At 64.1% G+C, this 17,192-nt stretch carries 18 protein-coding genes; 12 read left to right on the top strand and 6 right to left on the bottom strand.

Annotation, left to right across the window (positions count from 1 at the left end; all coding sequences use genetic code 11):
* Positions 1-28 precede the first annotated feature (28 nt).
* The 3 genes from ACEN9K_RS05955 (at position 29) to ACEN9K_RS05945 (ending at position 3,056) form a co-directional block, all read left to right on the top strand.
* Positions 29-1,303 (top strand): AGE family epimerase/isomerase, encoded by a 1,275-nt coding sequence (locus ACEN9K_RS05955; protein WP_495635348.1) that lies wholly within the window; start codon positions 29-31, stop codon positions 1,301-1,303.
* Between the two features lie 97 nt (positions 1,304-1,400).
* Entirely contained in the window at positions 1,401-1,589 is a 189-nt protein-coding gene (locus ACEN9K_RS05950; RefSeq protein WP_018771356.1) for a hypothetical protein, read from the top strand.
* Positions 1,590-1,814: 225 nt separating this feature from the next.
* On the top strand, positions 1,815-3,056 hold the full coding sequence (locus ACEN9K_RS05945; RefSeq protein WP_495635347.1) for an MFS transporter: 1,242 nt from the start codon (positions 1,815-1,817) through the stop codon (positions 3,054-3,056).
* 7 nt (positions 3,057-3,063) lie between these two features.
* Here ACEN9K_RS05945 and ACEN9K_RS05940 read toward each other — a convergent pair whose 3' ends face one another.
* Positions 3,064-3,399: a cupin domain-containing protein gene (locus tag ACEN9K_RS05940; protein ID WP_018771358.1), complete on the bottom strand. Its 336-nt coding sequence runs from the start codon at positions 3,397-3,399 to the stop codon at positions 3,064-3,066.
* Between the two features lie 147 nt (positions 3,400-3,546).
* Here ACEN9K_RS05940 and ACEN9K_RS05935 point away from each other — a divergent pair, with 147 nt between their 5' ends.
* The 3 genes from ACEN9K_RS05935 to ACEN9K_RS05925 all read left to right on the top strand — a co-directional run bounded on the left by ACEN9K_RS05935 (position 3,547) and on the right by ACEN9K_RS05925 (position 6,059).
* Positions 3,547-3,954 carry a DUF1304 family protein gene (locus ACEN9K_RS05935; protein ID WP_488315013.1) on the top strand — a complete coding sequence of 136 codons (408 nt, stop codon included), beginning with the start codon at positions 3,547-3,549 and terminating at the stop codon, positions 3,952-3,954.
* A gap of 64 nt (positions 3,955-4,018) precedes the next feature.
* The gene (locus ACEN9K_RS05930) at positions 4,019-5,254 is read left to right on the top strand and encodes a mechanosensitive ion channel family protein (RefSeq protein ID WP_488315014.1); all 1,236 of its coding nucleotides are present in this window, start codon (positions 4,019-4,021) and stop codon (positions 5,252-5,254) included.
* A 52-nt stretch (positions 5,255-5,306) separates the two neighbouring features.
* Positions 5,307-6,059, top strand: coding sequence for an ArsR/SmtB family transcription factor (locus ACEN9K_RS05925; RefSeq protein ID WP_142074042.1), 753 nt, complete (start codon positions 5,307-5,309; stop codon positions 6,057-6,059).
* Positions 6,060-6,127: 68 nt separating this feature from the next.
* On the opposite strand, the gene ACEN9K_RS05920 is transcribed toward ACEN9K_RS05925, so the two are convergent.
* The 5 genes from ACEN9K_RS05920 to ACEN9K_RS05900 all read right to left on the bottom strand — a co-directional run bounded on the left by ACEN9K_RS05920 (position 6,128) and on the right by ACEN9K_RS05900 (position 11,607).
* Positions 6,128-7,474, bottom strand: coding sequence for an alpha-L-fucosidase (locus ACEN9K_RS05920; protein WP_495635346.1), 1,347 nt, complete (start codon positions 7,472-7,474; stop codon positions 6,128-6,130).
* Positions 7,475-7,531: 57 nt separating this feature from the next.
* Entirely contained in the window at positions 7,532-8,431 is a 900-nt protein-coding gene (locus ACEN9K_RS05915) for a carbohydrate ABC transporter permease (protein WP_018771363.1), read from the bottom strand.
* Positions 8,421-9,308, bottom strand: a complete 888-nt coding sequence (locus ACEN9K_RS05910) for a carbohydrate ABC transporter permease (RefSeq protein WP_495635345.1) — start codon at positions 9,306-9,308, stop codon at positions 8,421-8,423. Before ACEN9K_RS05910 ends, ACEN9K_RS05915 begins: the two co-directional genes overlap by 11 nt.
* 91 nt (positions 9,309-9,399) lie before the next feature.
* Positions 9,400-10,656, bottom strand: a complete 1,257-nt coding sequence (locus ACEN9K_RS05905) for an ABC transporter substrate-binding protein (RefSeq protein ID WP_051081442.1) — start codon at positions 10,654-10,656, stop codon at positions 9,400-9,402.
* Positions 10,657-10,869: 213 nt separating this feature from the next.
* Entirely contained in the window at positions 10,870-11,607 is a 738-nt protein-coding gene (locus ACEN9K_RS05900) for a FadR/GntR family transcriptional regulator (RefSeq protein WP_018771366.1), read from the bottom strand.
* Positions 11,608-11,790: 183 nt separating this feature from the next.
* Here ACEN9K_RS05900 and ACEN9K_RS05895 point away from each other — a divergent pair, with 183 nt between their 5' ends.
* From ACEN9K_RS05895 to ACEN9K_RS05870, 6 genes are read left to right on the top strand one after another with little or no spacing between them, the layout of a single operon-like run.
* Positions 11,791-13,188: an L-fuconate dehydratase gene (locus tag ACEN9K_RS05895; RefSeq protein ID WP_018771367.1), complete on the top strand. Its 1,398-nt coding sequence runs from the start codon at positions 11,791-11,793 to the stop codon at positions 13,186-13,188.
* Entirely contained in the window at positions 13,185-13,613 is a 429-nt protein-coding gene (locus tag ACEN9K_RS05890; RefSeq protein ID WP_134165909.1) for an RbsD/FucU family protein, read from the top strand. The genes ACEN9K_RS05895 and ACEN9K_RS05890 overlap by 4 nt, the downstream gene beginning before the upstream one ends.
* Before the next feature lie 10 nt (positions 13,614-13,623).
* The gene (locus ACEN9K_RS05885; RefSeq protein WP_495635344.1) at positions 13,624-14,499 is read left to right on the top strand and encodes an amidohydrolase family protein; all 876 of its coding nucleotides are present in this window, start codon (positions 13,624-13,626) and stop codon (positions 14,497-14,499) included.
* 2 nt (positions 14,500-14,501) lie between these two features.
* Complete coding sequence (locus ACEN9K_RS05880; protein ID WP_495635343.1) at positions 14,502-15,473, top strand: aldo/keto reductase; 972 nt, start codon at positions 14,502-14,504, stop codon at positions 15,471-15,473.
* Positions 15,474-15,513: 40 nt separating this feature from the next.
* The gene (locus ACEN9K_RS05875; RefSeq protein ID WP_495635342.1) at positions 15,514-16,359 is read left to right on the top strand and encodes a fumarylacetoacetate hydrolase family protein; all 846 of its coding nucleotides are present in this window, start codon (positions 15,514-15,516) and stop codon (positions 16,357-16,359) included.
* Positions 16,360-16,386: 27 nt separating this feature from the next.
* Complete coding sequence (locus tag ACEN9K_RS05870) at positions 16,387-17,145, top strand: SDR family oxidoreductase (RefSeq protein ID WP_134165903.1); 759 nt, start codon at positions 16,387-16,389, stop codon at positions 17,143-17,145.
* The last annotated feature ends 47 nt before the right edge of the window (positions 17,146-17,192 follow it).

The raw sequence follows: 17,192 nt of genomic DNA, 5'->3' as shown, positions 1-17,192 counted from the left end.
TGCACCAGCACCAGAGAGAGGAATTAACATGACGTGGCTCGACAGTGCCGCCCACGCACGATGGCTTGAGGTGGAGACGGACCGGCTGGTCCGCTTTGCCGAGGCCTCCAAGGTCCCCACCGGATTCGGCTGGCTGGACAACTACGGCAAGGTGTTCGCCGACAAGCCCACCCATCTGTGGATCACCGCCCGGATGACGCACAGTTTCGCCGTCGCCGCGCTGATGGGCAGGCCGGGTGCCGCGCTCCTTGTGGACCACGGCATCGCTGCGCTCAACGGCCCCCTCCACGACGATGAGTTCGGCGGCTGGTACGCCGAGGTGGACGCGAACGGCCCCGTGAACGATACGAAGTCCGGCTACCAGCATTCCTTCGTGCTCCTCGCCGCTGCCAGTGCCGTCGCCGCAGGGCGGCCAGGGGCCCGCGAATTGCTGGACGAGGCGCTCCGGGTGGCTGACACCAAATTCTGGGACCACCAGGCCAACATGTGTTTCGACTCGTGGAACCGGGAATTCACGGAAACCGAGGCATACCGTGGCGGAAACGCGAGCATGCATTCCGTGGAGGCATACCTCATTGTGGCCGATGTGACCGGGGAGAACCGCTGGCTCGAACGGGCCCTGCACATCGCCGAAGTGCTCATCCACAACTTTGCCCGCAACAACAACTACCGGGTGTTCGAGCACTTCGACCCGGAGTGGAACCCCATGCCCGAGTACAACACCGATGACCGGGCCAGCCAGTTCCGGGCGTACGGCGGCACCCCAGGCCACTGGGTTGAGTGGGCGCGCCTGCTCCTCCACCTCCGTGCCGGGCTCGAAGCCCGCGGCCTGGACGTCCCGGCCTGGCTGCTCGACGATGCGCGCGGCCTGTTTGACGCCGCCATCCGCGACGCCTGGGAACCGGACGGCCACCCCGGCTTTGTGTACACCGTTGACTGGGAGGGCAAGCCGGTGGTCACCACCCGCATCCGCTGGGTGCCCGCCGAGGCAATCGGGGGTGCGGCAGCCCTCTATATCGCCACGGGGGACCAGAAGTACGCGGACTGGTATGAGCGGATCTGGGACCATGCCCGTGACTCGTTCATCGACTACGAGCATGGGTCCTGGAAGCAGGAACTCGACGAGAACGGCAATGTCTCCTCCACCGTATGGTCAGGCAAGGCGGACATCTACCACCTGTGGCACTGCCTGGTGGTCCCCCGCCTTCCGCTGGCCCCCGGGCTGGCACCGGCGGTCGCGGCAGGATTGCTGGACACACGCCTTAACCAAACCCTGCAGGCCAGCGAATCAGCCGGCCGCTGATTCGGCACTTCGTCCCGGGCGGCACGACCCCGGCTTACCCCCCGAAACAGTCCTCCTGAACAATCCCCTAAAACGACCCCCTTCCGAAAGGACAGCGATGTCTGCCATCTCCCCCGAAGAATCACTCCTGCGCGTCGCCGCTGCGGACCATGAGCCCGTGACCCTGCACCTGGACGCCGCGCGGCCGACGGCGGTGCGCATCGAAGTGCAGGGCACCTGTACCTGCCAAGGCAGTGCGTCCGGCCGGCCGGGGTCGTACACGGACACCGATTTCGGCCGCAGGTAGGACTTCCCGACCGGAATCACGGTTCGGGGATCACGGCCGGGGACCACGGCCGGGGACCCGGTTCGGGGAGCCTGGCAGCGGGTCCCGCACGGCAGGAGCGGGAGCACGATCCGGACAACGTGTCATGTCTGTGACAGACCCTTCGATCCGGTAAATTTAAGGGAGGAATTGTCAGGCGAGCAGCGCCGCATTCCACACCCTCCCCCTTGAATGGACGCTTCCCCCATGTCTTCCGCGATCCCTGCGCCGGAACCTGCCCGTTTTCCGTATGCCGCGATGGTGGTCCTCGCCACCATCGCTTTTACGGCCATCACCACTGAACTCCTGCCGTCCGGCCTGCTGCCCCAGATCAGCACCGGCCTGGGAGTGTCCGAGCCGGTGGCCGGCTACCTTGCCGCCGCCTACGCCGCCGTCATTGTTGTCACGGTGGTTCCGGCCGCCCGGTTGCTGGGGAAGATTCCCCGCCACGCCCTGCTGGTTGGGCTGGTCCTGACCTTCGCGCTCAGCAACGCGATGGTGGGACTCGCACCGGATTTCACCGCCGCGATGATCGCGCGTTTGGTGGGCGGGCTGGCGCATGGGCTGCTGTGGACCACCATGGCGCCGTTCGTATCCCGCGTGGTCCCGGCGGACAAGGTGGGCAAGGCCTTGGCCATCGTGTTCAGCGGCAACAGCCTGGGCCTGGCCATCGGCGCTCCGGTGGGTACGGCCCTGGGCGTATTCCTGGGCTGGCGCGCAGCGTTCCTGGTGCTCGCCGGGTTCGGCGTGGTCCTGACCGTGCTGGCGTTCTGGCTGCTTCCCCGCGTCCGGCGCATTACCGATTCGGTCCGGCCGTCACTGCGCAGGGCCATCGGCCAGCCCGGCGTGAAGTCGGTGGCCACCGCCTGGCCGCTGCTGGTCCTGGCCCACTTCGCGCTGTTCACCTATATCGCGCCGTTCATCCGCGAGGCGGCCCTGCCGGACTACGCCATCAGCCTCTCGCTCACGGTGCTGGGCGGGTCCGGACTGCTGGGTATTTGGATCGCTGGACTCACCGTGGACTCGCGTCCCCGCCGCTCGCTGCTCATCACGACGGCGGCCATCGCAGCATCGATGTTCCTCCTGCCCCTCGCCGTGGGGAACCTGCCCGCGGCCCTGGTGCTGATGACCATTTGGGGAGCCGGCCTGGGCGCGATCGGCATTTACAACCAGTCGGCGATCCTCCGGGCCGGCGGCGAATACAGTGAGGCCGCGAACGGGCTCACCGTCCTGACCATCCAGCTGGGCATCACCGTCGGGGCACTTTACGGCTCCGCGGCCCTGGTGGTTGGCGGCCCGCTGCTGGTCCCGGCGGCGGCGGCGATTCCTGTGGTTGCCGCCCTGGTGATCACCCTTGCCGGTAAGCGCTACGCCTACCCACCGGGCCCCCGTGAACGCATCTGGCTGGAGCCCCGGCCGGTGAAGGACACCGTCAAGGACCCGGCCTGACCCGGGGTCAGTCCCGGTGCTTGGCCACCGTGAACAGGAAGGTGGAGTCCTCCTCTGCGTGAAGGCTGTGCAGACCGGGCGGGACGATCAGCAGGTCGCCGGACTTGCCCTGCCAGGATTCCCCGCCGGCGCGGAGGCTGACGCAGCCCCGGATCACGAACACCGTGGCGTCGCCCGGATTCTGGTGCTCACTCAGCTGCGTTCCCGCGGTCATCGCCATGACCGTCTGCCGGAGGATCTTTTCGTGGCCCCCGTACACCGTGTCCGCAGCCCTTCCGTTCGGGGAGCCGATGGCTGCTTCGAGCTGCTGCCGGGCCAGCGCGTCAATCGATATCTTCTGCATGGGCCCAAGGCTACCCACGTGGTGGGGAGATGAACACGTGCCAAACGGCCTTCCGGTGCGAGCGCGGGCGCCAGCGTCGGCGTGGGCGTCCAAGATCCCCCAATCCGGGGATGGAGCAGCCCGCAGGCGCAGCCCTACGCTGCAAGCATGAACGCCGCAGCGCAGGTCTTCGCGGTACTCGCCGCAGCCATCTACATCGTCGTGTTTCCAGTGGAGAGCTTCCTCCTCCGCCGTCACCGGTGGGCTCAGAAGTTCCTGAGTACGCCGCCGGAAAATGTGCGTGCAGTGATGATGTGGGCCATCCCCACCGGTTACAGGAACCTGGTGATTGCGCTGGGGGTGATCGCCGGAGTGGTTGCCGCCAACGCCGGGCAGCTCGTGGTGGGCTACACACTGGTGGTCTACTGCTGCGCCAACATGGTCCTCACCGCCCCCACCATGCTGCTCGCCGACATCCAGGGCCACTACCCAAGTAAATGGGAGAGTGTGCCGGGAACCCTCGCGGCCACCGTCCCGGCACTCGTTGCCTTGCTCCTGCTGCCGCTGGGGCCATAAGCGGGGCACGCCAAGGCGCCGGCGCGATTTCGGTCCTGCCGCCGAAGTTGGTAGTGGTTAACGGATGCCAGACCTACTTAACCGCGCCATACCCTTCCTTGCCGTCGCCGTGGCGGTGGCCGCCGGACTGGTCCTGTCCTGGCTCCTCCGCAAGGTGGTCCTCCATCTGAACCGGAACCGGCCCGAGCTGCAGGCAACCTCCCGGGTGGCCCGGCAGCCCTTGCGGCTGGCACTGTGCCTGGTGGGCGTCCGTGCTGCCCTCAGGCTCACGGCCAACAACGAAAGCTGGCACGCCGGCGTCGACCATCTCCTGCTGATCGCCCTCATCGGCGCGGTCGCCTGGCTCGCCGTCGCGGTGCTGCTCATCGTGGAAGCCGTGGTGCTGAACCGGCACAGCGTGGACGTGGCGGACAACCGGCGGGCACGGCGCCTGCGCACGCAGATGATCCTGGCACGGCGCATTGCCGTGGCACTGGTGGTGGTGCTCGCCGTCGGCACCGCGATGCTGACCTTCCCCGCCATCCAGGCGCTGGGCGCGGGGCTGCTGGCGTCCGCCGGGGTGATTTCCATCGTTGCGGGCCTCGCCGCGCAGACGTCGCTGGTGAACGTCTTTGCCGGCATGCAGCTGGCGTTCACCGATGCCATCCGCGTGGACGACGTGGTGGTGGTGCAGAAGGAATGGGGCCGGATCGAGGAGATCACCCTCACCTACGTGGTGGTGCACCTCTGGGACGACCGGCGGCTCATCCTGCCGTCCACCTACTTCACCACCACGCCGTTCGAGAACTGGACGCGCCGCCAGTCCGAGGTCATGGGCACCGTGGAGTTCGATCTCGATTGGCGCGCCCCTGTGGAGGACATGCGCACCGAACTGCGCCGCGTCCTGGCGGAGACCGAATTGTGGGACGAGCGCGTGGGCGTCCTGCAGATCACCGATGCCACCGGCGGCTTTGTCCGTGTCCGGATCCTGGTCAGCGCCGCGGACAGCGCCGCGCTCTTCGACTTGCGCTGCCTGGTCCGGGAAACAATGGTCATGTTCCTGCAGCAGAACCATCCGGAAGCCCTCCCGCACCAGCGCTGGGAGCAGGCGGCGGACGACGGCGGCACGGCCACACGGCGCAGGGCACCACTGCGCGGGCTGGGTTCGCCTCCGGCCGGCGGTGCCCGTCCCCCGGCGGACCCGCACGAATCGCAGCTGTTCACCGGCTCCATTGAGGCAGTGGAGAGGTCGCGCGCATTCACCGGGCCAGGCGATGAGGTGTTCGAGGAGCGGGACAGGAACCTCGCCTCCCGCAACTGAGGCAGGCAAAACCCCTTGATAGGTGACTATTAGGTCACATATCATTGCTGTCATGGACGACGTGTTCAAGGCACTCTCCGACCCCACCCGCCGGGACCTGCTCGATGAGCTCTACCGCGAGGACGGCCAAACCCTGAGCGCCCTTGAAGCCCGGTTCAGCATGAGCCGGTTCGGGATCGCCAAGCACCTCCGCATCCTGGAGGACGCAGGCCTGGTGGTGACCCGCCGTCGGGGGCGGGAAAAGCTGCACTTCCTCAATCCTGTCCCCATCCGCCTGGTCCACGACCGCTGGGTCAGCAAATACGCAGAACCATGGGCCGCTGCCCTCAGCGACCTCAAATCCAGATTGGAAAGTCCCATGGAAAAAATCTTCGAGATCTACATCAAGACCACGCCCGAACGGCTCTGGGAAGCCATCACGGACAGCGACATCCGCAGCAAGTACCAGTTCGGCAACACCATCGAGTCCGATTGGTCACCGGGCGGACGCTTCGTGATGGGCAACCCGAAGGCCGGGGAGGCCCTCGGCGAAGGCGAAAACCTGGAGGTGGACCCGCCGCGCCGCCTGGTCCAGACCATGCGCGCCCTGTGGGGCGAGGACGTCAAGGCCGAGGGCACGTCCACCATCACCTGGGAGATCGAACCGGTCGGCGATTCCTGCCACCTCACCGTCACCCACAGCGACCTGCGCGAGGGTGCCAACGAACAGCTTTACGGCGGCTGGCCGATGATCCTCTCCGGCCTGAAGACATGGCTGGAAACCGGCGAAAAACTCACTACGCCCGGCTCGCTGATGTACACCTAAGCCATAGATTTTGAGGTAACGCACGACGGCGGCGGGTGCTGCCCGCCGCCGTCGATGCACTTCCGGGACTATGCCTTGGGGACGCGGACGATGGCCGGCCCGGTTCGGTCAGGCGACAGGGTGACTTTGAGTCCATCCACGGTGGCCTCGACCGTTCCGCCGTCACCCGCCGCTGACGCTTGTGACAATGAGAACCTGCCCGCGTCCAGCTTCAAGGCGGCTTCCGTTCCCCCGCCTAGCAAGTCAACGAAGGCCACGGCTTCCGTTCCGCGGTCAACCCAGCGGATCCAGGGGTCGTCGCTGCTTGCCACGGTTCCATCCTGAAGCGGACGGGCACCCACGAGGTACTGCTTGGCGGAAGCCATCCAGTGGCCAAGATCGGTCAAGGCCTGGCGCTGGATCTCAGGAATGGTGCCGTCCGCCCGCGGTCCCACGTTCAGCAGGAAGTGGCCACCGCGGGAGACCACGTCCGTGAGCTGGCGGGCCAACTGCTGGCCGGTCAGCGACTGCTCCGGTCCTTCCACCTGGTTGTAGCCGAAGGAGAATCCGATGCCCCTGCAGTTCTCCCACTCGGATTCGGACTCGTTCTCCCTGGCCGCTTCGTACTCGCTGGTGGCATAGTCCTTGTGGGTGGCGCCCCACCGGTCGTTCACCACGCCTTGCGGACTGATCGAGTAGAAGTGCTCGAACAGCCGGCCGAGCCCGTACTCGCCAAAGTGCTTGCCGGCGTCGGGCCATTCGATGTCGTTCCACAGGACGTCTGGACGATACTTGTCCATCAGGTCCACCACGTGGTTGTAGGCGTATTCGGCGTAGCCGGCGTCCTTGGGGCGGGAAGTGTCGTGGACGCTTTCGCTGGTGACGTGCGGCGGGAAGGGGCGTACATGCCAATCCAGTCCGCCGGAATAGTACAGGCCCAGCTTCAGGCCCTTGTCACCCACGGCCCGGGCGATTTCGCCGATCAGGTCCCTGCGCGGTCCGCGGTGGACCGTGTTCCGTTCGCCTGTTCCCGGAGCGTCCCAGAGCGCGATGCCGTCATGGTGCTTCGTGGTGGGCACCACGTAATCGGCACCGGCGAATTTGAACAGCTCCACCCAGTCCCCCGGATCGAACTGTTCTGCTTTCCACTGGTCCAGGAAGGCGTCGTAGTCCTCGCCTCCGAACACGTCCCGGTGGTGCTGTTGGGCAGGACTGCCGTCAATGCGGATGGTGTTGTAGTACCACTCCGCATAAGGGTTGTGGGTAAACCACTCGCGGTCCTCGATGGTGCCCAGGGCGCCGATGGGTTCGGCCCAGGCGGGAACGGAGTAGGCGCCCCAGTGGATGAAGATGCCGAACGGCGCGTTCTGGAACCACTCCGGCACGGGCCTGGCCAATTTGTTCCAGTCTTCAGGCATAGCTGTGCTGTCAGTCATAATGCACTCCAATTTCCAGATGGTTGATTTTGGGAATTCCAGGGGTCAGGGCGGTGCTCAGCGGCCGCCGAAGCCGCCCATGCTGACGCCTTTCACGAGCTGGCGCTGCAGGAGGATGACGACGAGCAGGCTGGGAATCACCGCCAAAGTAGCGGCCGCCATGAGCGGTCCCCAGTCCGTTCCGCGTTCACCGGAGAACATGGAGAGCCCCAGTGGAATGGTTGCCTGCGAGACGTCGTTGATGACGATCAGCGGCCACAGGAAACTGCTCCAGTAATCGATGAAACTGAAGACAGCCACCACGGCCAGCGGCGCACGGACAAGCGGAAGGATCACGCTCCACAGGATCCTGATCGAACCTGCTCCGTCGATACGGGCTGCCTCTTCAAACTCAACGGGCAGGGACAGCAGGAACTGTCGGATCAGGAAGGCACCGAAGGCACCGAAAGCAAAAGGGACGATGAGCGCCGGCAGGGAGTTAATCATGTCCAGCTTTGCCATCATGATGTAGAGCGGAATTACCAGGACTTCCTGGGGCAGCACCAGCGTGCCAAGGAAAACGAGGAACAACTTCTCCCGGTGCCTGAACTGCAGCCGGGCAAAAGCGTAGGCGGACAGCAATGACACGACCGTTGTCAGCACCGCTCCGGAGACGGCCACCAAGAAGCTGTTGATGATGACCCGTCCGAAGGGAATAGCGGTCCACACTGTTTGGTAGTTCGACCACTCCACGCGGGAGGCAAGGAAGCTGGCACCGGTGGAGAATATTTCGGAGGTGGGCTTCAGCGATGTGGCGAACATCCAGAGGAACGGGAAGAAGAACGCAGCGCCGACCAGGACAACGCCGATGCGGCTGACGAGGCGGCCGGCCCGCCTCTTCTTCCGCGACGCTGTTGCGTGCCGACGGTGCGCGAGGCCCTTGTCGATTTCCGGTTGGGCGAGAGTTTCAGTTGTCATAGTTGACCAGCCTCTTTTGCTGCGAGAACTGCAGTGCGGTGATGAGCATGACGATGACGAACAACGCCCAAGCGAGTGCCGACGCGTAGCCGAGCTTGTCAAAGGAGAAACCGTTGCGGTAGAGGTACAGAACGATCGTGTTGGTGGAATCGCCCGGCCCGCCGAGTGTCAGCAGGTAAGGCTGGGTAAATACCTTGAAAGAGCCGATGATGGTCATGACCGTGCAGAAGAAGAGCGACGGCGACAGCATCGGCAGCACCACCCGGAAGAACCGCTGCCAGGCTCCTGCCCCATCGATGCGGGCGGCCTCAAGCAAATTCGGCGAGATGCCGCTGAGCCCTGCGCCGAGAACGATGATGTTGTAGCCGATCCCCTGCCAGACAGACATTGCGATCAACGACCCCATGGCGAGCTGGCTGTCACTGAGCCAGGAAGGCCCGTGTATGCCAAAGTTGGCCAGAAAGCTGTTGATGACGCCGTCATCGGTCAGCATCAGGCGCCAAACCAACGCGTTGGCGACCATGGGGGTCACCACCGGAATGAAGAACAGCACCCGGAAGAACGGGCCCCAACTGCCCAGGTTGTGAAGCCAGGTGGCAACAGCCAGGGCAGCGATCAGGTTGACCACGGTGTAGGAGACGGCAAAAAAGAGGGTGTTGCCCAGAACCGTCCAGAACACCGGGTCACCAGTGAGCAGCCGAACGTAGTTGTCCAGCCCCACGAATTTTGGTGCCCCGAACAAGGGCCAGTCGAACAGGCTGATGACCAGCGAAGCCACCAGCGGAAGCACGATAAAAATCAGGAACCCGAGCATCCCGGGAGCGAGGTAAGCCGCTGCGAGCCGGCCCTGCCCGCCCCTGGCGGGGGTCCTTTTCACGTCTTTGACAGCAAGTGTGGGTAAAGCAGTCATCGTTGACCTGTTCCATGAAGGGGACAGGCTCCGGTGCGGGAGCCTGCCCCCGGGGAGTTTACTTGGCTGAATTCATGATGGTGGAGAGGAGTTCCTGCGCGGTCTTGCTGCCGCGGAAGCCTTCTCCGGAGTACTGCGTGAAGTTGGTCTCCACCTGGTTCCAGCTAGGGGTGGTAACCAGCGGACGCCCGCTCTTCAGAAGGGCCTGGACAACCGCCACGTCAGCCGCCGGCTTGGTCCCGGCCCAGTCCTTCACCGCGGACTCAACAGATGGAACGGTTCCACGGGCGGCCCCAACAGCGCCGATGACCTCAGGGGTGGTGATCTTCATGATGTTCTTGAAGGCAGCTTCTTTGTCCTTACAGGACGCTGCGATGGCAAACGCGGACCCCTGGATCATGCCGATGCTCTCTCCCGAGGTGGAAGGGACGACGGCGATGCCCACCTTGCCCTGCGTCTTGGTGGTCAGGGTGTCGTACATCCAGGGACCGTCGATGATCATCGCCGCCTTGCCGCTCATGAACTGCTGCTCCGGCACATCGGTCCCGTCCGACGCCTGCGGCGGGTTCGCGACTTGCGCCTTTGCCACAAGGTCGAAGGCAAACTGCTGGTCGTTGACGAGGCCCTGGTTGGTGAGGTCAAGCTTTCCATCCTTGACCGGTTCATTGCCGTTGGCGAATGCCATGGGAAGCCCCGGGCCCGAGCCGAATCCCGGCGGCACTGCGAGGCCCATCACGCCGCCTTTTGTCAGCGCCTTAAGGTCGGCCGCGAACTGGCTGGTGGTGTATTTGGTGGTAGGCGGCGCCACGCCGGCCGCGGCCAGGAGATCCTTGTTGTAGTAAAGAACCACCGGTTCGGCGTCATAAGGTATCCCCCGCAGCGAGCCATCAACGGTCAGGCCGTCGATCATTGCCTTGTTGTACATGGACACGTCAATGTTGTTGCTCTTAACCATGTCGTCCAGCGGCACCGTAAGGTCCTTAAGCTCCTGGGCACGAGCCGCCTGCGTTGTGATGATGCACGGCGCTCCGGAACTGGAGAGGCGGGTCTTGACCTTGGTCCAGTAATCGTTGAAGCTCGGACCCTCCAAAGTGAGGTTGAATGCAGGGTCCTTTTTCTTGGCTGCGTCCACAAAGGCCTGCCACTGGGCCCTGTCGTTTTCATTGGTGATCCAGGTGTACATGGCGGAGGCTTCCTTGCTCTCCCCTGATGATGAACTCCCGCTTGAGGAACCACATGCGGTAAGGCTTCCGACGGCCAGGGCTGCAACCGCTGCAGCTGTCAGCAGCTTGCCGGTAACACGGTTAGTCGACACAACGAACGTCCTTTCAATAGCTGGGGACAAAGGCTGCCCGGCGACGTCCTCGTGGCCTGCCCGCTGTAATTCCCGCAACCCTTGTCCCCAACAGCATGACCCGCCCCAGTTTGGAAAGTCAAGGAATCATCTGATCTTTTTGACTCCAAAATTCCTGAATCGACCCTAAACCAGCTATTTGTCGGAAATAGTCAATACAAGGTCTGACGAATCCTACGTCTGTTCCTCAAGCTCGGGAGCGGGAATGGTTGTCACGTAGTCCTCCACCGCGTACAGATGGTTCGCCATGCGGGTTCTGGCCCTGTCCACGTCATTCCGCCTGAGCGCCTCCAGGATTCCCAAGTGCTCCCGATGCGTGGCCAGCAGGCCTTCATTGTCATGAATGGACCGCCACATCCGGCCGCGGATGGTGTTGGTGGAGACGGTTTCGATCAGCGCTGACAGCACGTGATTCCTTGAGGCATGGGCGATGAGCCGATGGAATTCGATGTCACACTGCATGGCGCCGGCATGGTCTATGGGCGATGCTTGAATGGCCGCGTTCGCCCGCTCCAATATGCTTTCGGCCTCGTCGAGTTGCGAGCTTTCGATACAAACCGCCGCCGCGGCAGCAGCCTCTGTCTCAAGGGCCCGCCGCACAGTGTGCACCTGGTTTGCCCGCTCTCCATCCTGCAGGCCCACCCAGAATTCCATCGCGGAGAGCAAAGCCGACGGCTCCAGCCTGGTCACGAAGGTGCCGGCGCCCTGCCTCGTCTCCAGAATGCCCATAGTGGACAATGCCCGCACGCCCTCCCGAAGGGAACCCCGGGAAACCTGCAGCTCTGCTGCCAGGTCCTTCTCAATGGGCAGCCGGTCGCCGGGCCGAAGCCTGCGGGACGACAGCATCTGCTTCACGCCCGAAATAACGACGTCGGTTTGGGACATCGACCCAGTGGAGTTGCTGTTGGTCATCGCAGCCACCTTTCCCAGTGCTTCGTCTAGTGACGCTGAACGCACAATTCACTTTCATCAGATGTATCCCTTGGAAAGGGATGCTTCTTCCGATATTCTCATCAAATACTTCCACATACATCAGATGACGCTCACGATGTTGCTGGAGCGCCGTCTTCACGGCCTGAACCTGGAGGGCTCACCTTGCCACAAATCACCGGTTTCGATATTTTCGACGTGCGGTTTCCCACGTCGCTTTCCGCAGACGGTTCAGATGCCATGAATCATGACGCAGACTACTCCGCTGCGTACATCGTGCTGAAAACGGACGACCCGGACCTTTATGGCTGCGGCTTCACCTTTACCATCGGCAGGGGCAATGAGGTGTGCTCCGCCGCGATGGAACTGCGCGCCAGGCCCCTCATAGGCCAAGACTTGGATGTCCTTTGCGGCAACCTTGGCGAGGCGTACCGAAGCCTGAAACGTGATTCCCAGCTTCGCTGGCTGGGGCCCGATAAAGGCGTGGAGCACCTTGCCCTCGGAGCCGTGATGAACGCCGTCTGGGATCTTGCCGCCCGCCGCTCGGGAAAGCCCCTGTGGCGTTACCTGGTGGACATGACCGCCGAACAGATCGTGGACGCGGCCGACCTCAGCTACCTTTCAGACGCCCTCACCCGGGAGGAAGCCCTGGCGCTTCTGGAACGACTCGACCCCACCCGGGATCAGCGCATCCACCAGCTGGCCCGGGACGGCTACCCGTGCTACACCACCTCGGCCGGTTGGCTGGGCTACTCGGACGAGAAGCTACGGCGGCTCTGCCAGGAGGCCGTGGACCAGGGCTACCGCCACATCAAACTCAAGGTTGGTGCATCCCTCGAGGACGACATTCGCCGCCTCAGGATCGCCCGCGAAGTCATCGGGCCAGAGGGCAACCTCATGATCGACGCAAACCAGGTATGGGATGTTCCGCAGGCCATCGACTGGATCAAGCAGCTGGCTGAATTCAATCCGCTGTGGATCGAGGAACCCACCAGCCCGGATGACGTCCTGGGCCACGCCGAGATCCGAAGGGCCGTCCAACCGATCGGGGTGGCCACCGGCGAGCACGGCATGAACCGCGTCCTTTTCAAACAGCTCTTCCAGGCCGGGGCGATCGACTATTGCCAGTTGGATGCCTGCCGGCTCGCCAGCGTCAACGAAGTGCTGGCCGTCCAGTTGATGGCCGCCAAGTTCGGTGTCCCGGTGTGCCCACATGCCGGCGGGGTAGGTCTGTGCGAACTCGTCCAGCACCTGTCCATCTTCGACTTCATTGCCGTCTCCGGAGACCTGGCCGGCAGGGTCACCGAATTCGTGGATCACTTGCACGAACACTTTGTGGATCCGTGCATCATCCGGGACGGCGCCTACATCATGCCGGCGAACCCTGGGTACTCGTCGGAACTGAAGGAGCAGACGTTGCAGGCGTATTCCTTTCCCCGGGGCAGTTATTGGGCCGGCACCGACGCCGGCCAAGCCGAACAGGCATGGGAATCGGCCCGCGCTGAGCGCGGTGTCGCCTTCGCTCGGGCAGGGACCGGGGAAAGGGTAGGGGAACAGGCATGATCAACTACACACTTACCCACCCGGGCCTGCTCGCAGCCCTCGCTGAATCCGGCCACGGCTCGCAGATCCTCCTGGCGGACGCAAACTACCCGCACAACACCGGCGCCCCTGCAGCCGCGAGGCGGATAGCCCTGAATCTGCGGCCCGGCCTGCTGACCATTGACCAGGTACTGGAGGTGCTGATCGACGCCGTTCCGCTCGAAGCCGCCGCCGTAATGACGCCTCCGGACGGAAACTGGACGGAGGCAGTCAAAGGCTACGAACGAGCGCTGGGCACCGCAATTCCCATCACTTCGCACCAGCGCTTCGACTTCTACGATGCCGCGCGGTCGCCGAACGTCGCCGTCGTCATCGCCAGTGGGGACACCCGGCACTACGCGAACCTGCTCCTGACCATCGGCGTTCGGCCCGACGGACAGGCATGAGGGCTGACAGTTGCTTCAGGTAATAGACTCACACGTCCACGTCTGGGACCCTTCCGTGCTCAGTTATGACTGGTTGAACCGTGCCCCTTCCCTGAACCGGCCCTTCCTTCCACGGGAACTTCCACACGCGCCCGGGACGCAGGCTGTCTTTGTGCAGGCCGATTGCCGTGATGACCAGGCGCTGAAGGAAGTTGACTGGGTGGCGAGCCTCCGGGCCACCTGGCCAGAGCTGGCGGCGATTGTGGCCTATGCCCCCATCAACCGCGGGGACGGCGTGTCCGAAGACCTTGCGGAGCTGTGTCAGCGGCCCCTGGTCCGCGGGGTGCGCCAGCTGTTCCAGGACAGGGAGGCCGGTTTCATGCTGACGGCGGAAACACTGGCCGGAGGCCGCCATGTAGGGAGGGCCGGAATTGCCTTCGACGCCTGCGTCCGCTCGTGGCAGCTTTCGGAACTTGCAGCTTTTGCTGCCCGGATACCGGAGCTGCGCATAGTGCTGGACCACATGGGCAAACCACCCATTGCAGCCGGCAGCCTCAGCGAATGGAGCACAGCGATGCGTCGATTGGCCAGGCTGCCCAACGTCGTCGTGAAGATTTCAGGGGCGGGCGCGGAAGCTGACCCCACGCGCCCACTTGGGCCGCAGGCCCTGCCTTTCATCCTGGAAGCCCTAAACGTTTTTGGGGCCGATCGGTGCATGATCGGCAGTGACTGGCCGGTCTCTCTAACGGAGCCGGCCGCGTACCAGGACTGGATTCTCACTGTGGAGCAGGCGATGTCCGACGCCTCCTCTTACGAACGCGAAAACGTCGCCCATGGAACCGCAGTTCGCGCTTACGGACTCAAGGCAGTCCGGGGTCCGGCACACCCGGAAGAGGAGAAAGACTAACCATGCAAACAGAAACCCGCACTATCCCCGGCACCGCAATCCAACTGCCCGTCCTCGGGTTCGGGGGCGCCCCCATCGGCAACCTGTACCGGCAGGTGCAGGAGCAGGAGGCGATCGACGCCGTTGAAGCAGCCTGGGAGGGTGGCGTCCGGTACTTCGACACAGCCCCACACTACGGGCTGGGACTTTCGGAGCGCCGCCTTGGAAAAGCACTCGCCGGCCAGGACCGCAACAGCTACGTGCTCAGCACCAAAGTGGGGCGCCTACTGCGACCCAACCCATCCCCGAACGGTAAGGACACCGAGGGGTTCGACGTGCCCGATGATCTGGTCCGGGTCCGCGACTACTCACGCGAGGGGGTGTTGCGCTCCATCGAGGAAAGCCTCCAGCGGCTCGGGACTGACCGGATCGACATCGTCTTCATCCACGACCCGGACGACTACTGGAGCGAGGCTGTCGACGGTGCCGCACCCACCCTGTCCGCCTTGAGGGATGAGGGCGTCATCGGTGCCTGGGGCGCAGGCATGAACCAGTCCGAAATGCTCGCCCGCTTCGTCACCGAAACGGACATCGATGTGATCATGCTGGCGGGCCGGTACACGCTGCTGGAGCAGGGAGCAGCAGCGGATCTGCTGCCGGCGTGCCTTGAGCGGAAAGTGGGAGTAGTGAACGTCGGAGTCTTCAACTCCGGCCTGCTCTCCAAAGACCGTCCGGCGCGCGACGCCACCTACAACTACCAACCCGCGCCCCCGCAGCTTTTAGACCGGGCAAACCTGCTGGCCGACATCTGCGAGTCGCATGGAACCACCCTCCCTGCCGCCGCCTTGAGGTACCCGTACCAGCACCCCGCCTTGACAAGCGTGGTCCTGGGCATGCGGACGCCCGAACAGGTGAAGCAAAACCTCGATCTGGCATCGCAGGCAGTCCCGGACCAGCTATGGGCCGAGCTGCGCAACCGCGGCCTCATCACGTAGTTCCCCCAACCCAACAGCATCAATTAGCGAAAGAAGGACCATGCAATTCGCACGAATTGGCGAGCCAGGCAAGGAAGTACCAGCCGTCCTGCACCACCAGAAGTACTACTCCCTCGAACAGGTGGCGGCGGACATCGATGCCGGCTTCTGGGAATCCGACGGACCGGTGCGCACAGCGGCAGCGCTAGCCGCCGGGGAACTGGCAGAGATCGCAGTTGATGGTGCCCGGATCGGCGCCCCGATCGCCCGGCCGTCATCGGTCATATGCGTGGGCATGAACTATGCGGCCCATGCGGCCGAGTCAGGGTCCGCTCCTCCGTCGGTGCCCATCATTTTCCATAAGGCCCCAAACACGGTGGCAGGCCCGTTCGATGCTGTGGCGATTCCCCGCGGGTCCACCAAGACCGACTGGGAGGTCGAGCTGGGAGTGGTCATCGGGCGGCAGGCTTCCTATCTGCAGTCCCCCGAACAGGCTCGCGACCACATCGCCGGCTACGTCACCGTCAATGACCTGTCCGAGCGCACATTCCAGCTGGAGGTGTCCGGCGGCCAGTGGTCCAAGGGAAAGAGCTGCGCCGGATTCTGCCCCACCGGCCCGTACCTGGTTACCCCGGATGAAGTGGACGCCGGCGACCTGCAGTTACGGAGCTGGGTCAACGGTGAAATCCGCCAGGACTCCTCCACCCGTGACCTGATCTTTGGGGTGGAGCAGGTGATCTACGATCTCAGCCAGTTCCTGGTCCTTGAGCCAGGGGACCTGATCTGCACCGGCACTCCGGAGGGGGTCGCCCTGTCCGGGCGCTTTCCTTACCTGAAGGCCGGGGACGTCGTCGAAATTGAAGTAGCGGGACTCGGCCGCCAGCGCCAGGAATTCTTCCAGGGCTAGGTAGCCCGACCACGAAAGGACCAGACAATGGAGTTTGCGGGACTTAAGGCAATCGTCACCGGCGGAGCCTCCGGAATAGGGGCCGCAACGGCCCAATTGCTGCAGGAGCGCGGCGCAGCAGTGGCGGTTTTGGACCTCCGCCCCGAGCAGGCGCCGAAAGGGGTCACAGCAATTCAGTGCGACGTCTCGGATGACATCTCTGTCCGGCGGGCCGTACGGCAGGCAGCAGAGCAGCTGGGCGGGATCGACATCCTGGCCAACAACGCCGGAGTGGGCGCACAGGGCACCATTGAATCCAACGACGACGACGAGTGGCACCGTGTGTTTGATATCAATGTGATGGGTATAGTCCGCGTTTCAAGGGCCGCCCTTCCGTACTTGCGCCGGTCCTCCCACGCGGCGATCGTCAATACTTGCTCCGTCGCGGCTACCGCAGGCCTGCCCCAACGCGCCCTCTACAGCGCAACGAAGGGTGCTGTGCTGTCACTCACCCTGGCCATGGCTGCCGACCACCTTCAGGAAGGGATCAGGGTCAACTGCGTAAACCCGGGTACCGCTGACACTCCGTGGATCGCTCGCCTGCTGTCCACAGCGGCAGACCCCGAGGCCGAGCGGGCCGCCCTTGAGGCCCGTCAGCCGCACGGCCGGCTCGTCTGCCCGGAAGAGGTCGCTGCAGCCGTCACATACCTGGCCAGCCCCCTCGCCGGGTCCACCACGGGAGTGGACCTGGCTGTTGACGGCGGCATGCAGGCACTCCGGCTTCGGCCCCGCCCCGCGGCGTCCTGACTTCGACACGAAGGCAGGCGCCGGCGGGTCCGCGGCTGGGTAAGGTC

The sequence above is a fragment of the Pseudarthrobacter sp. Pseusp20 genome, assembly GCF_059492155.1.
Note: the sequence above shows the minus strand (reverse complement) of the source record. Positions and strands in the feature narration are given on the sequence as shown.